The sequence below is a fragment of the Marinobacter sp. SBS5 genome (assembly GCF_048285575.1).
Taxonomy (GTDB): Bacteria; Pseudomonadota; Gammaproteobacteria; order Pseudomonadales; family Oleiphilaceae; genus Marinobacter.
Window position 1 is genome coordinate 74,894 of the sequence record NZ_JBLWAZ010000001.1, and the last position, 15,377, is coordinate 90,270.

Annotated in this window: 9 protein-coding genes; all 9 read right to left on the reverse strand. The window is 56.6% G+C overall.

Going from position 1 to position 15,377, the window contains the following annotated elements:
- A complete protein-coding gene (locus ACNQ6O_RS00385; RefSeq protein ID WP_418051281.1) occupies positions 1 to 1,005 on the reverse strand; it encodes a histidine kinase in 1,005 nt (334 codons plus the stop codon).
- Between the two features lie 81 nt (positions 1,006 to 1,086).
- Positions 1,087 to 1,899: a zinc ABC transporter permease subunit ZnuB gene (gene znuB / locus ACNQ6O_RS00390; protein ID WP_418051282.1), complete on the reverse strand. Its 813-nt coding sequence runs from the start codon at positions 1,897 to 1,899 to the stop codon at positions 1,087 to 1,089.
- Positions 1,886 to 2,659 (reverse strand): zinc ABC transporter ATP-binding protein ZnuC, encoded by a 774-nt coding sequence (gene znuC / locus ACNQ6O_RS00395; protein ID WP_418051283.1) that lies wholly within the window; start codon positions 2,657 to 2,659, stop codon positions 1,886 to 1,888. The genes znuB and znuC overlap by 14 nt, the downstream gene beginning before the upstream one ends.
- Positions 2,652 to 3,143, reverse strand: a complete 492-nt coding sequence (locus ACNQ6O_RS00400) for a Fur family transcriptional regulator (protein ID WP_418051284.1) — start codon at positions 3,141 to 3,143, stop codon at positions 2,652 to 2,654. Before ACNQ6O_RS00400 ends, znuC begins: the two co-directional genes overlap by 8 nt.
- Before the next feature lie 72 nt (positions 3,144 to 3,215).
- A complete protein-coding gene (locus ACNQ6O_RS00405) occupies positions 3,216 to 3,677 on the reverse strand; it encodes a chemotaxis protein CheW (RefSeq protein WP_418051285.1) in 462 nt (153 codons plus the stop codon).
- A gap of 11 nt (positions 3,678 to 3,688) precedes the next feature.
- A complete protein-coding gene (locus ACNQ6O_RS00410; RefSeq protein WP_418051286.1) occupies positions 3,689 to 4,741 on the reverse strand; it encodes a chemotaxis protein CheB in 1,053 nt (350 codons plus the stop codon).
- Positions 4,741 to 12,285, reverse strand: coding sequence for an Hpt domain-containing protein (locus ACNQ6O_RS00415; protein ID WP_418051287.1), 7,545 nt, complete (start codon positions 12,283 to 12,285; stop codon positions 4,741 to 4,743). The genes ACNQ6O_RS00410 and ACNQ6O_RS00415 overlap by 1 nt, the downstream gene beginning before the upstream one ends.
- Positions 12,286 to 12,296: 11 nt before the next feature.
- Positions 12,297 to 13,196, reverse strand: coding sequence for a CheR family methyltransferase (locus ACNQ6O_RS00420; RefSeq protein WP_418051288.1), 900 nt, complete (start codon positions 13,194 to 13,196; stop codon positions 12,297 to 12,299).
- Positions 13,197 to 13,223: 27 nt separating this feature from the next.
- Positions 13,224 to 15,296 (reverse strand): methyl-accepting chemotaxis protein, encoded by a 2,073-nt coding sequence (locus tag ACNQ6O_RS00425; protein ID WP_418051289.1) that lies wholly within the window; start codon positions 15,294 to 15,296, stop codon positions 13,224 to 13,226.
- Positions 15,297 to 15,377: the final 81 nt, after the last annotated feature.

Below are 15,377 nucleotides of genomic sequence, written 5' to 3' on the forward strand. Positions count from 1 at the left end.
CTAGTCATGTGGGCGGGTTTTGATTTGTGCACTCAGTCGAAACCCTACGAGGCCCCTCACGGGATCGGTTAACGCTTTCAGGCGCAGGGTGACTGGCACGGGCTGTTCAGAATCGTCTGCTGCCAGTGCGAGATCTGCCTGTGTGATGTCTTGGTCTGCACGAGCCGCTTCAAGGCATTCCACGAAACGCCGTTGATCCACTTGCACGACAAGTTGCTGAAAGGGTTTCTCGTCCAGATCTGAAGGCGCCTGCTTGAAGATATCGGCGGCCAAGGCTGAGATGTATCCAATTTGCCCTTGCTCATCCAGCTCAGCGATCAGGTTGCCAGAGAGGTTGATCAAATCCCGTGATCGGTTCTCGCTGTCATTGAGAGCCTGTCTGAGCGCGACCTTTTCGACATTCAAGTTGGCGATTTTCTGGCTCTGGGTTTTCAGGTCTTTTCGGTGCGACTGAACGAGCTTTCGCTGCTGATGGTTGCGCCAGCACAGGTAAAGTGACAGCACAAATGCCAGTAAAGTGAGTGCCATACCGCTAACAAGAACAAGCCAGCGTAAGTTTTGTGCAGGGGCTTTTAGCAGTTGGGCATCTGGCATGGTCGTTACCATCGAACGATGGCCGCCGATATCCAGTTCACTGCGAAGAGCTTGGCGAGCCAGAGGTGCGTGGATGGAGCCAAGTTGCAGGAGCGGTTTTTTGGTGTGCCGTTCCAGCGTGTCGATGCGGAGGCTAAGGTGCTGGGGCATGGCTTTGGCCAGCGGCACTTTTAACAGGGAAACGTCATTCCCGTGGCGGTACAGGTGCTCGAGGACTAGGTGAACCAACGCTTGATGCTGCAGATGATAGTGTTGTTGGGCAAGGGCTTCTGTTTGGGAGGAAACCCGTTTGGCGACGGAAAAGCTGAGTGCGCTTCCGGCCAGCAGGATAACCACAGGAACCCACAAGCCTGGCCAGAGAGCCCTGCGGATTCTTGAACTTGGTGACACAATGTCCGGGCTGCTGCCCATGCCAGGGTCCTCCCTCAGGCTTTCCGTTGGTCAGCTAATCCACTCTAGACCAGTCTGCGCCATCGGGAAAGCCCGTGGGGTTTAATAGCTGGTGTTGCGGGCGCCGCTGTAGACCAGCAAGAACGTCAGAAAGGCGGTGACGACAACGGACGGGCCAGCCGGCGTGTCCAGATGCCAAGACAGTGTCAGGCCCCCTGATACCGCGATAAATCCGAACACGATCGCCAGCCCGAGCATGTGTTCCGGTGTTTTTGCCAACCGCCTTGCAGTGGCAGCGGGGATGATCAGCAAAGCGGTAATCAACAAGACACCGACGATCTTCATCGCTACGGCGATGACTAATGCAAACATCAGCATCAGCGCCAAGCGAAGCCGCTCTACGGGTACGCCTTCCACGCGCGCGAGTTCTTCGTGAATAGTGCTCATCAACAACGGGCGCCAGAGCAGGGCCAGCAGGGCCAGCACCACCGCGGCTCCGCCGTAGATCCAGAGCAGGTCCTGGCGGCTCATGGCGAGCAGGTCACCAAACAGCAGTCCGGTGAGATCAACCCGAATATCGGGCATGAAGCTGAGAGTCACCAAGCCGATGGCCAGCGCGCTGTGCGCGAGAATGCCCAGCAAGGTATCCGTGGCCAGAGCTCGGGTGCGGGATAACAACACCAGAGCCAGCGCTATCAAAAGGCAGGTGATGATAACGCCAAGATTGAGCGGAATGCTGATCAGGAAGCTCAGGGCTATCCCCAGCAGTGCTGAGTGCGCCAAGGTGTCGCCGAAATAAGCTAAACGCCGCCAGACGACAAAGCAACCCAAAGGGCCGGCAACCAGAGCGACACCAAGCCCACCGAGTAATGCTCGCCAGAAAAAATCACCGAGGATCAGATCAATGATGGTCATGGTTGCAGGCTCCGTGAGGTTCTTTTCCTGTTACGACATCGCCGTGCAGATCGTGGCTGTGATTGTGGCGGTGGTGGTAAACCGCCAGTGATTCTGCCACTTGGTGACCGAAGGTTTCGATGAAGGCTGGATCATGGGAAATATCCGCCGGGTGTCCGCTGCAGCATATATGCTGGTTAAGACAGATGACTTGATCCGTGGCGGCCATCACCAGATGAAGATCGTGGGAGATCATGATCACGCCACAGTGCAGTTCGTCTCTGAGCTCTCTTATCAGCTCGTACAGAGCTGCCTGCCCGTTGATATCAACCCCTTGAGCCGGCTCGTCGAGAACCAGCAGATCGGGTTGGCGGGCAAGGGCGCGGGCCAGCAACAAGCGCTGTTTTTCACCGCCGGAAAGATGGTGCACCGAGGCATTGAGCAGATGCCCTACGCCGGTACGCTGCAACGCCGCCTCACAGGCATTTAGTGGACGCCCACTCAGTAACATGAAGCGTTTTACACTCAAGGGCAGGGTAGCCTCGAGTGAGAGATGCTGAGGTACATAGCCAATGACCAGATCAGGGGCCAGAGATACCTGACCACTGGACGCTTTCTGAATGCCCAGAATGGTTTTGATCAGCGTGGTTTTTCCGGCTCCGTTGGGACCAATAATCGTGATGATGTCGCCTCGACCGACCGCCAGATTGACTTGATCGACCACGATCCGCTCATCAAAACGCACGGTTAGCTGATTGAGCTGTACCAGATGGTCAGGCATGGACGGTGCTTCCCTGACAGGTGGGGCACAAACCGGCGATTTCCAGCGTGATGTCTTCGACCTGAAAAGCTTCCGCTTTAGCTGCTGACTCGATGGCTTTGGTAACGGCGTTGACGGCCAGTTCCAGCACGATGCCGCATTCCCGGCAGATCAGAAAGGTACTGCGATGGTGCTCTCCGGCATGGGCGCAACCGACAAACGCATTCAAAGACGAAATACGATGCACCAAACCGTACTGGAGCAGGAAATCCAGGGCCCGGTAGACAGTGGGTGGCGCGGCACTGTGCCCTTCGGCACCGAGCTGAGCCAGAATATCGTAAGCACCAAGTGGCTTGTGGGATTGCCAGATCAGCTCCAGAACACGTTCCCGAATGGGGGTCAGGCGGGCATTTTGGTCGCGACAGATCGCTTGTGCGTCAGCCAGAGCTTGGCTGACGCAGGCTTGATGATTGTGAGGGCGGTACGGAAGCGCGCGCTCAGTCATGATGTGGCTCCTGCAAATTTTGCAACATTATAACATTTGCAGGCTGTGCCGCTATGGGGGCTCCCCGTTACTTCAAGCTTTGGCGTCTACCGCCAACGATTCCAGATATTCAAGGTTGGGAATCCATGCGGATTCTCCATCTACCTCAACTTGCATAAGGTCTGCCGGCCCGGGCTGGCCTTCCACTTTTTTGATTTCTGACTCGGTCAGGCGGGTTTGACTGGGAATCCCTTGAGTCACCAGGGCCATGAACGGCAATTCGCTATGGTTGGGGCCGATGGTGTTAATCACAATGATTCTCCCTCGGTTGCCTCCGGGCACGACCAGTTCTTTGCCATTAGCGGCATCATAGGAAATCACGGGTAAGCTGAGGCCTCGCCAGTCAATGAACCCAACCAACCAATCGGGTGTGCCGCGGTCAGTTTTTGTGTTGTTCAAATCGACGACTTCAGCGATGGATACGTTTGGGAGCAGCAATTGCCGGTTGCTGACGGGTACCATGACGCAGGATAGGAGTTGGCTGTTTTCATTCATAGCGTGTGTCCTCAGGCAGAACCGTGATTGTGCCGGCTCTTGAGCAGGCTGTTGTTCTTGATGGTTTTAATCAGCTCTTCGGCCAATTGTTCCGGTGTGCCGCTAAAACTGGTGCAGCCGGTTGCTGCGACGGAATCCGGCATTGAGCTGTTACCGCAGCCCTGACTTTCCTGCACCCAGATCCGGCTACCGTAGGCTTTCAGCATGGGGGCTGCAAGGGCTCCGTCGTTGCCCATTCCTGAAAAGAGCATGGCGTGGCAGCGTTTGCCGTAATGATCGGCCACGTTGAGCAGCACTTGATCAATCGATGGGCCGTAAGGGCCTGGCCAAGGTGTGTCCAGTTGCACGAGGCGGCCTTCGGAGTCGAAAGTCCACTCATTCTCGACCGGCATCAGAACCACATCACCATTCTGTATCCGGTAGCCTTCTTCGGCCTTTTTGAGCTGGTAGTGAGCATGACGGCCAAGTACCCGAGTCAGGACCTCGGTGAAATTACCGTCAATGTGTTGTGCGTAGACGAACCCCACAGGCAAACACGGCGGTAGCTGATCAAGGAAGGCTTTCACGGCGGCAGGGCCTCCCAGAGAGGCGCCTAGAATCCAGATTTCGTCGGCCAACGACCCGGGCGACGCGGGTGTTACCCCGTTCGGCAGGCTCGGCGGTGTTTTTTGTGCAGGCCCGGAATCAACAAGTGCTTCCAGATCGTGGGCGCTATCCCGTGCGTCCAAAGGGCCCAGCTGTTTCTCCAGCTTGTCCTGAAGCCGACGCCCCCAACGGACAAAATCTTTGCTACCGGGCTTAGGCGCCAGATCGACACCGAACAAGACAGGCGCATCGGTGTGCCCGAGCAAGTAATCAAAAAAGGTCGGGTGATCCGCTTCGTCTTGCAGGGTGACCAGCCACAATGCGGCCTCCGGAAACTCCGGGTAGTCGATTAGCCGGTCGGGATCACCCGCGAAACAGCTCTCCAATCCGAATTTTCCGGCGGCTTCTTGCAGCCGCCGGCGCTGTAACGCGTCATCGGAAACAATCCCGACCTTTGGTCGGCCGGTGTGGCCGGACATCACTCGCTCTCAGTAAGCCGTTTAATGGTTTCAAGCAGCACCGTTTCCTGGAAAGGCTTGCCCAGGTACTCGTTGACGCCGATGGCCAGAGCCCGTTCGCGGTGCTTTTCACCGGTTCGGGACGTGATCATGCAAATCGGCGTATGTTTGAGTGTGTCATCATGGCGTACAAAACTGGCCACTTCGAAGCCGTCCATACGGGGCATCTCGATATCCAGCAAGATGACATCCGGGCGGTGGTCTTGCAGCTGTGCCACTGCATCCAAGCCGTCTTTCGCGGTGATCACTTCCATGCCGTTCCGTTCCAGCAAACGTGATGTCACTTTCCGTACGGTGACCGAATCGTCCACCACCATGACCGTTGTCACTTGTTCTTCGAAGCGGCTGGTCGTGCGTTCTTTGGCGAGATTGGCAATGCGCTGGCGGTCAGACAGTATGTCCGAACGGATCATGGCCGGCAGGTCGAGAATCACCACCACGTTGCCATCACCCAGAATGGTGGCACCGGATACGCCACGAACAGTGCTGAATTGTGGGCCGAGGGATTTAACAACAATCTCACGACTGCCCATCAGGTGATCAACCTGAAGCGCCAGTGGCTGCTCGGCACCGCGCACCAGTATGACCGGCAGCGGCAATGCCTGACCTTGCAGCTTGGGATGGTGGTCGCTGTTCAGCAGGTTGCCGAGATACTGCAAGCGGTACTGTTGACCCGCGTACTCGTACAAGGGTGCATCGGGTTTGTAATACTCTTCCAGCTCATAGGTGCTGACCCGAACGATACCTTCAATGGTATTCAGCGGGATCGCGTAGAAATCCTCGCCTGTGGCGACCATCAGCGCACGGTTCACCGACACAGTAAACGGAAGGCGCACAGTGAAGGTGGTGCCGCGACCCAGTGAAGAGTCGATATCGAGGCTACCGCCGAGCTGCTTGATCTCGCTGGCAACCACGTCCATGCCGACGCCCCTGCCAGAAATCTGGGTAACTTTCTCGGCGGTGGAGAAGCCGGGTTGCAGAATAAACTGCAGGATTTCCCGCTCGGACAGCGCTTCGTTTTTGTGCATCAAACCCTGACGAATGGCTTTTTCCCGGATCACTTCAGCCGGAATGCCCTTGCCGTCATCGATCATGCGAAGCACCACGTCGCCGCCTTCACGGGTCAGCGACAGAACCACTTCACCGGTTTCAGGTTTACCGGCCTGACGGCGCTCTTGCGGGGTTTCAATGCCGTGATCCAAGGCGTTGCGAAGCATGTGCTCCAGTGGCGCAATCATGCGCTCCAGGATGCTTCGGTCCATTTCTCCTTCAGCGTTGCGAACGTCGAATTCGACCTTTTTGCCCAGTTCGCCGCTGATCTGGCGAACAATCCGGCGCAGCCGCGGCACTGTGGACGCAAACGGGATCATTCGGGTCTTCATCAGACCTTCCTGAAGCTCGGTATTGATACGGGACTGCTGAACCAGCAAGGTTTCCGTATCACGCACCCGGTCGGCCAGCGTTTCTCTCAGATCGGCAAGGTCAGACGAGGACTCGGTGAGTGCCCGGGAAAGTTGCTGGATCGACGAATAGCGGTCCATTTCCAGCGGGTCGAAATCTTCGCCGTAGTCTGCGCCGTGTTCCTGTTCGGCGCGGAACAGAATCTGGGTTTCTGTTTCGATGTCCATTCGGCGCAACTGCTCGCGCAGACGCTCGATGGTGGCGGCCATCTCGTCAAGAGTATGGCTGAAGTCGCTGGACTGCTGCTCCAGTCGGCCACGGGTAATACTGGTTTCACCGGCGAGATTAACCAAGTCGTCCAGCAACGGAGCCGACACTCGAATGGTTTCTTGAGCGGCACGTTGAGCTTCGACGACCCGATTGTTACGGGACCTCGAAGGTTTCCGGGCGACAGGTTTGGGCTCGGGTCCGGGCTGTTCGGTGGCGACCTCAGCTGGCTGTGGAGCGGGCACCTCGGCGGCTTGCACATCTTGTGGCTCTGCTTGCACCGATTCGGGTAGGGCAGCGCCTTGCTCGTAGTGAGCACGAACCGCGGCTACGGCTGCGATGATTCCGTCATGCTGACGGTTAATCTCTTGCCACTGGGCTTCGGAGGGTGCATTGCCGCCAAGATCAATCAGCAACGTTTCAAAGGCATGTGCTTTGTCTCCCAATCCTGAGAGCTGAGACAGGCGAGCGCCCCCTTTGAGAGTGTGCATCGCGCGCTGAGCTTCTTGATTGAAATGATGGTTGCTTGGCTCTTTGCGCCAATCGGCCAGCAGCTGCTCCAGCTGGTCCATGATCTCGCCGGCTTCATCCAGGAAGATTTCCAGGACTTCCGGATCCGGGGCATCCGCAGAATCGGGCTCAACCTGTTCAGTGTCCTGACGCGGATCGGGGAACAAATCCCCGGTTTGAGACATGGCATCGATGAGGCTGAAATCGAGTTCTGGCTGCTTGCCGGCTTCAATGGCGTCCAACATGGAGCGGAAGCTGCCTTGTGCGCGGTCGCTCAGCGCCAGTGCGGTATCTGCCGGTTTGCTGCCGGCAAGCGTGTCATCAAGCAGTTCTGACCATGCCTCGGCCAGATCCGCGATGGCATCGAGGTCGGACAGGCGAGCGCCACCCTTAAGGGTGTGGAGTTCTTGTCGCAGTGAAATAACAGCAGCAAGCTCATTCGGTTGGTCGTGCCAATGCTCCAGGTTCTCTGCGATGGCGTCATGAATTTCCAGCCCTTCATCCAAGAAGATACTGAGGATATCCTCGGCCTGCGATTCGGCTTCGGACTCCATGGCAAGGTCATCGTATTCTGGTGCGATGCTCGCTTCTTCAGGCTGCGCCTCGTTTTCGGACTTAACGTTAACATCAGCGGTATCGGAGGCCTCTTCCCCTTGGAGGATGGCTTTTACCTGTGCCTCCAGCTGTTTCGCCGCAGGGCAAGGCTGCTGCGTTGCGACCTGCTCGACCATTTGTGCCAGACGATCGTGACATGCAAACAGCAAGTCGATCATGGTGCTGCTGGCTGCAAGTTGGCCTTCAGCAACCTTCTCGAACAGATCTTCAAGAACGTGGGTCAGATCGCCGATTGCGTCCACCCCTGCCATTCGAGCACCGCCCTTCAGGGTGTGCACATCGCGTTGCAGTTCTGCGGCAATACTGCGATCGGCTGAGTTCTCGCTCCAGGTATGGAGGGCACTGCCGGTGGAGTTGATGAGATCGTAGGCTTCTTCCAGAAAGATGCCGAGCAGTTCCGGGTCCAGATGGGACAGGTCAGCCACATCGCTGTCGGCGTCTTCGTGGAGGCTTTTATCATTCGAATCCTGCGGTTCTGTATCGCCAGATCCAGTTAGCGTTTCCACCTCTGGAGCCACATCGGTAACCGGCCGGATGCCTCGGGCACCAGCCATGTAGTCCTGGATTTCCTGGACCAAGTCGGGTGCCGGTTTGGGCTGTTCCTTAGCTTCGAGCGCATCAACCATGCCGGCCAAACGATCGTGACAGCGGAACAGCAAGTCGGAAAGCGTGTCGTTGATCGAAAGCCGCTGCTCTGTGAGGCCTTCGAACAGGTTTTCCAGTTCATGGGCCAGATCGCCTACGGCCTCGATATCGGCCAAGCGTGCACCACCTTTCAAGGTGTGCAAGTCTCTTTGCAACAGGCGCAGAATATCGATATTGCCGGTGTCTTCACTCCAGCTTTGCAGTGCTTCGGCCGTGCTGTCGATGAGATCTCGGGCTTCTTCCAGGAAGATCGCCGCAAGCTCTTCATCCATATCACTGTCGTCGGAGGTTTCCGGTAGCTTGCGCTGTTCGTCAGCGGCTATTTCCGGATGACTAAATTCGCTGTCCTCGAGACTGAGGTCTATCTCTTCGAGATCCTCGGTGAACTGTTGCTCGAATTCGTTCGGCTCGTCGTTCCGGTTCACCGTATCAGTCAGCGCATGAAGCTCGAGGATGATGTCGTCACAGGGGTCGGTAGCCAGCCCCGCTGCCACCTGATCCATCTGGTTAATGAGCTGTTCTTGGGCTTTCCGTGCGGTGTCAAAGAAATCACCGTTGGAGGGCAATCCATACACGGTAACCGCGCCGTAAAGGCGCGTTAGCGCATCGGCAAGATTGGCCACGTCAGCCAAGCCTACATCCGCTGCGCTGTCGGTCAGGGATTCAAGTTCGCTTCGCAAGGTAGACAGGGCGTCGTTTTGCTGAGGATCGGCGGCCCAATCATCCAGAATGGTCTCGGCATCCAGAACGATGTCGAGGCCTTCGCCCAAAAACAGCTGAATCAGTTGAGATGACACCTGATGTGCGGGTGCTACATCATCGTCCAAGGCCTGACCCTGGAACGTGGAGGTGCTGACCTTCTCGAGTTTGTCGAGATAATCCGCGGTTCCGTCAAGCTCAGCTTGAGGCGTGTTGTGGATTTGCGCCAGACCATTGGTCAGAAAATCACTGGCTCGGGAAATTAACTCGAGTACCTCGTGATCGGCTCGCTTGTTCTGCGCTCTGGCCTCTTTGATGAAGCGCTCCAGAGGCGTAATGATGGCCGCGATCGGCGCAATGCCTGCTGTATTGGCACTGCCTCGCAGAGTGTGCAGGGCTCTGGACAAGTCGTCGGTATAGACTGCCGCTGTTTGGTTTTGGGCAGCTAGCAGATAACTCTGAAGGGTTTGCAGATGAGTTTGGGCTTCCTGCTCAAAAATTTCGAGCAGAACCTGATCGGCATCTTCAGAATCTTGTTGGCCAGCCTCACCGCTGTCGGCCGGTGTGTCGATCTGGTCTGATGTTGTCTCCGCGGATTCAGGCGCTGGCATGGCTGAGGTGTTCGGGAGCTCGCCACTGGCCAACGCGTTAGCGCGTGCTTCGAGTGCGGCCGTTTCGACGTTTGTATCCGTGCGTTTTTCGAAATCGCTCACCAGCGTTGGAATGACCTCGGTCACATCCTGAAGTAGCTGAGCGAGGTCGTCGTTCATGAAGATGCTGCCTTCAATAATCCGGTTCAGCACGTTCTCCACGGACCAGGACAATTCGCCGATGACTCCGGCGCCGACCATGCGCCCGCTGCCCTTGAGGGTGTGGAAGGCACGCCGTACTTCAGCCAAGGCACTGCGATCATCGTATTGCCGCAGCAGCATGGGCAGGTACTCGTTGATGGTTTCGAGTACTTCGCCTGCTTCTTCAATAAAAATCTCTAGAATCTCATCGTCGATGAGATCGTCTTCATCGTCGGTGGTTGGCTCGGGTGATTCTGCTGTCTCGGTTGCTATCGGCTCTGCTGGAGTGGCTGCAGCAGACGCGTCGTCAGATTTCTCGGCAGTAATGTCCGATGCTTCAGACGGGCTGGTCGAGTCCTGAGGAGTTGCATCGGTGCGTCGGGTTGTCGCCAGTGCTTCGGCTCGGGCCATCAGTGCATCGACGTCACCGGTGGTTTCGCCCTGACGGAAATCCTGAATCAGTTCTGGAAGACGTGCGTTCACGTCGTCCAGCAGCGCAAACATGTCGTCTGTGGGTTTAAGAGTTTGGTCAATAACCCGGTTCAGAAGATTTTCAACCGACCAGGCAACCTCGCCGAGGCTAGCAGCACCGACAAGTCGTCCACTACCTTTGAGGGTATGGTAGGCGCGGCGAACTTCGGTCAATGCGTCTCGGTCACCGTGATCCCGGCGCAGACGAGGGTAGTATTCCTGAATGGTTTCCAGAACTTCTTCGGCTTCCTCAACGAAGATGCCGAGTATTTCATCATCCAGCAGCTCATCATCAGAGCCCTTTTGTGGTGATTCGGGTTCTTCTGGTAACACCGGCTCCAGAACGGGGACATCTTCCGATTCAGCCGTTTCAGACTGGGCGGGCTCGCTCCACGTTGGATCTTCACCAACAGGGAAGCCCAGACTTGCTAAGCTTTCGTGGGCAATGCGCAGGATCGTGTCGTTATCGGCGATGCCTTCAGCGATCCGCTCGAGATAGTACTCGATACTGGTTATGGCATCTGCCAAGGTGTCCAGTTGGCGCCAGTCTGGTACCTGTTGGCTCGACAGCAACACGTCGGAAATATAACGCTCGGCAGAGTCGAGCATGTCCGGAATGTGGTCAATAGGTACCAGCCCAAGACCACCGCGAATGCTGTGGAGCAGTGCCGGAACGTGCTCGATTTCCTGAATGTCCCATTGGGACGCGATGAAGTTAACAATGGCGGATTTGGCTTGTTCGAGCGTATTTCGCGATTCGCGGATCAGGGCTTCGTTGGCTTCGGTGAGTTCTCGAGAGCCGATGTTGGTGGGTTCGCTATCGCCGGCAACGTCGGAGACTTCGGTGTGGCGATCCACGTCGAGGCCGGCAAGGCTGGCTTCGACGTAGAGTAGCGCACCTGCGATATCCATCAGAGTGCCGTCATCAATCGTTTCTGCTTGGCCACAGAGCTTTTCAACCAGCTCGATTTGTTCCGTCACCACTTTGCGAGGAATACCAAGGCCGAGAACTGCCAAAGTATTACCCACCTGGCGAAGGCCCGGGAGCAGTTCGTCCAGTTCGTTATTCTGGCGATGCTCGGCACGCACAAACAGATCGAGTTGGTCTTTCAATCGGCCAAGCTCTTCGTTCAGTGCGCTGACGACGGATTGAATGGCGTCGCGACCGGGGCCGGAAACGCGCATGCGAGCTTCACTGACGTCGTCGTCGGAGGGCAGAGCATCGGATAGTTGGTAAGCTGCACGCAGGTAGTTGACCTGCGGGCGATCCAGATCCCGGGCGCGAGCCACGTAGTACAGCAGGTTCTTGAGTAAGGCTTCGGGAACAGGCTGAAGCAGAATGTCTGCATGCTCGTCGGTTAGCTTGCGTATCTCGCCATCGAGTTCGCGCAACAACGACTTTACGGCGGTATTGACCGGGTTGACGTGTGCTTCGAGCGTTTCAACAAAGGCGCCGGCGGCCTTCCAAAGTTCGCCCCGAGCGGTTTTCTGGCACAAGCGGGAGAGCCGGTCGATGACTTTCTGCATGTAGCCAAAATGAGCGTCCAGATCTTCTTCACGAACCACACCGGCTAGGGCAAATTGGTACATCTGCCGCAGTTTTCGGAGATGACCGAGCACTTTCGGGTCTTGAAGGCGTTCTGACACTTTGCCGGTTACGGTGAAGCGAGCTGCGCTCAGGTTTGGCTTGAACAGTGATGTGTCTGACAGCAGCGATTCACCGCGAGCGGCTCGCAGGTCATTGAGTAGCGGCAACAACACCATTGGAAAGTCGTCGCGGCTGCTGCCCAGATGCTCCAGGTATTGTGGCAACTGGAGAATGGCCTGCATCAAAACTTCGAGGGCGTCATCAATGTTAACGACGGTTTCGTTCAGAATGGCCTGGGTGAGTTTCTCCATCTCTTCGGTGAGCAATGCGGCACCGTAGAGCTCCACCATTTGCAGGGTGCCGTGCACCTGATGAAGGTAGTTCAGGCAGAAGCGCAGGCGCGTGGTATCGTCACGATTATCAACGTACGCTTCGAGAGCATGCTGGCCTTGGGTCAGCGTGTCCTGTATTTCGCCCCGAACCCAGTCGAGGGCGATACTGTCATGGTGATTGCCCATAACCACTCCGGTTATTCGTCGTCGGACTGACGTTTGATCCACGCCAGTACATGTTCCGAGGGAACCCTCTGCAGGCCCGGTGGCTGCCAATCGGTCAGTTCACCTTGGCCTAACACCAGTAACCCCCCCGGTGCCAGACGCTCTGAAAGCCGTTTAACAATTTCGCGCCGGCGCCAGCGGCGGAAGTAAATCAGCAGGTTCTGGCAGAAGATAATGTTCATGCCGTGCATAGGGGCTTTGTTCAGGTCCAATACGTTGAGCCTGGCAAAACACACCCGGTCACGGATGTTGTTCACGATTTCTACGGTATTCCGCTCTGCAGGCCGGAAGTACCGGGATTTCAAGGCCTCATCCATGCCCAGCAGTTTACGGGCGCTGAACAAACCGGATTTGGCCTTAACGAGTGCCGGCTGACTGATGTCAGACCCGGTCACCCCATACAGGGGCTGCAAGCCGAGCTGTTCCATGCATTCGTTAAGCACCATGGCCAGTGTGTAGGGCTCTTCGCCGGTCGAGCACCCTACACTCCAAGCTTCTAATGCCTGGTTTTTCAGGCCTTCCCGGGGCCGGGTCATCACATAGTCAGACACCAGTTTGCACGCATCAGGATCACGGAAGAAACGCGTTTCCTGAACCGTCAGACGGTCTACCAGAGTTGCCCACTCCTGAATCGCATCCGCGCCGGATACGATCTGTTCGTAGTAGGCCTGATAGCTGTTGCAGCCAATTTCCCGCATCCGGATACCTAAGTTGGTCTCCAGAAATGACCGCCGGTCGCGGGTTAGAGTCATGCCTGTCCGATGTTCCAACAGGGTTTGCCACTGACTGAATTGCGCATCGTCCATCTCGGGGAGTTTGCGCAGCGACCAGATTCCGTCTGAGGGTGCCATTTGGTTATGCGTCTGAACCATGAACCTTTAGCTGCCCCGGGCCAGTGATCAGCTGACCACCGATTCGTCGAAACTTTCGTTTTCTTCACTGAGCACTTCTTCGTCCGGCAGAGTAAAGCCGGCAACAGAAGAGCGAAGCTCGGAGGCCATTTCCGCCAGATTTCCGATCGACTTCGCGGTTGCGTTGGTACCGGAAGACGTCTGCGACGTAATTTCCTGGATGACGTTCATCGTGTTGGAAATGTGAGCAGCTGATGAGGACTGCTGGCGTGCCGCGTTGGAGATGTTCTGGATCAGTTCCGCAAGGCTCATCGATACGTTCTCGATTTCCTCGAGTGCGATACCCGCGTCTTGGGCCAGGCGAGCACCACGTACTACCTCAGCGGTGGTGTGCTCCATGGAGATAACGGCTTCGTTGGTGTCAGACTGGATCGTCTTAACCAGCGCTTCAATCTGTTTGGTTGCCGCAGAGGAACGTTCCGCAAGACGCTGAACTTCGTCCGCAACAACCGCGAAGCCTCGACCTGCGTCACCGGCCATAGAGGCCTGAATCGCAGCGTTCAGAGACAAGATGTTGGTTTGGTCGGCAATGTCGTTGATCAGCGATACGATGTCGCCGATTTCCTGGGAAGATTCACCCAGTCGCTTGATCCGTTTGGAGGTTTCCTGGATCTGCTCACGGATGTTGTCCATGCCGCGAATGGTGTTTTGTACCACTTCCGCGCCTTTCTTCGCGATCGCAACCGACCGCTCAGCAACCGCAGAGGACTCTGCTGCGTTGGAGGATACTTGGTCGATGGACACGGCCATTTCGTTAACCGCCGCAGAAGCTCCGGCAATTTCCTGAGCCTGATGCTCGGAGGCGTCGGCCAGATGCATAGCAGTAGCCTGAGATTCCTGAGCAGCGGAAGCGACTCGTACCGCGGTGCCACGAATGGACTGTACCAAGCCGCGCATCTGGTCGATCGCGAAGTTGATGGAGTCGGCGATTGCCCCGGTGAAGTCTTCGGTTACCGTAGCCTCGGTGGTCAAGTCACCATCGGCCAGATCTGCCAGTTCGTCCAGCAGTCGCAGGATCGCATTCTGGTTCTGTTCGTTCTGTTCTTGCGTGGTGGTCAGACGGGACTGGGTTTCGCGGTACAGAGCGAAACCGATGAACACAACGATGGCGACCATGCCGGCAAGGATGAAGAAGGCCAGGGTGGCGTTAATCAGACGCGATTCGGCTTGGGTGCTGAAGTCGTTGGCCAGAGATGAAAGCTCGGTCAGCAGAACTTCCGAGTTCTGGAAGATGTCGCTGGCGGCCAGACGCACCTTGAAGAGGTCGGGAGAGGCTTCAAGGATTGCGTCAACGTTCTGGGAAACGAATTCGAACAGCTCATCAACGGCTTCAAGGCCGTAAATGGCGTCTTCGTCAGCCACTTGTGAAATGCCCATGCCGGGGTTGCCGTTCAGCTGTCCGTCCAGTACACGCCCGAACAGACTGGCGTCCCGACCGAAGCGGTCGGCGGCGATAACGGCGTCTTCGTCACCAGAAAGAACGTTGTTCACTGAGCGAACAATCCGTTCTGCCAGCAGTGACTGGCGCTGTGCGAGAGCGATCTGCTCTGCCGGCGCATCATTCTCTAGCAGGATCTGTACGATGTCATCGTACTCGACCTGCAGCTGCGGAATGGTCTCGTTCAGGGTACGGGCAACTTCGTGAAGGCCAAGTACTGCTTCCTGAGTTGACAGGATGCTGTCTGCGTTTTCGCGCACCCGGTTCCACAACTTCTGCGTGTTACTTTGCTGTGCGAGCTCGCTGGGCGGGAGGCCGGTTTCAGGATTACCCTTGGTAACGCTGGTCCAGAGAAGCTGGAATTCATCCCGGGAGCGCCTTAGCTGGTTAAAGGCTTCGGCAGTACCGCCCGCCGCTTCGGTCGCGTTTTTCGCAATTTCCTGAGAAAGCACGCGCATTTCTGCGGTATTGGCGATGTACTCCTGATCGTTCTGGCTGTCTTTGTTGATGATGAACAGCACCACAACGAGCAGGATAGTGAGTGCAATCAGTGCTGCGATCAGGCCGGCAATCAGCTTGTTGCCTCCCTGTCCCATACTGAGTTTTCCGGCTCTGTTTTTCATCTTCTGGCTCCCGGCCTTTTTCTTCTGGAAATGGCAAGTTGTTGTATCGGGTTGCAGACGGTCAGGGTGACGTTCCTGCCA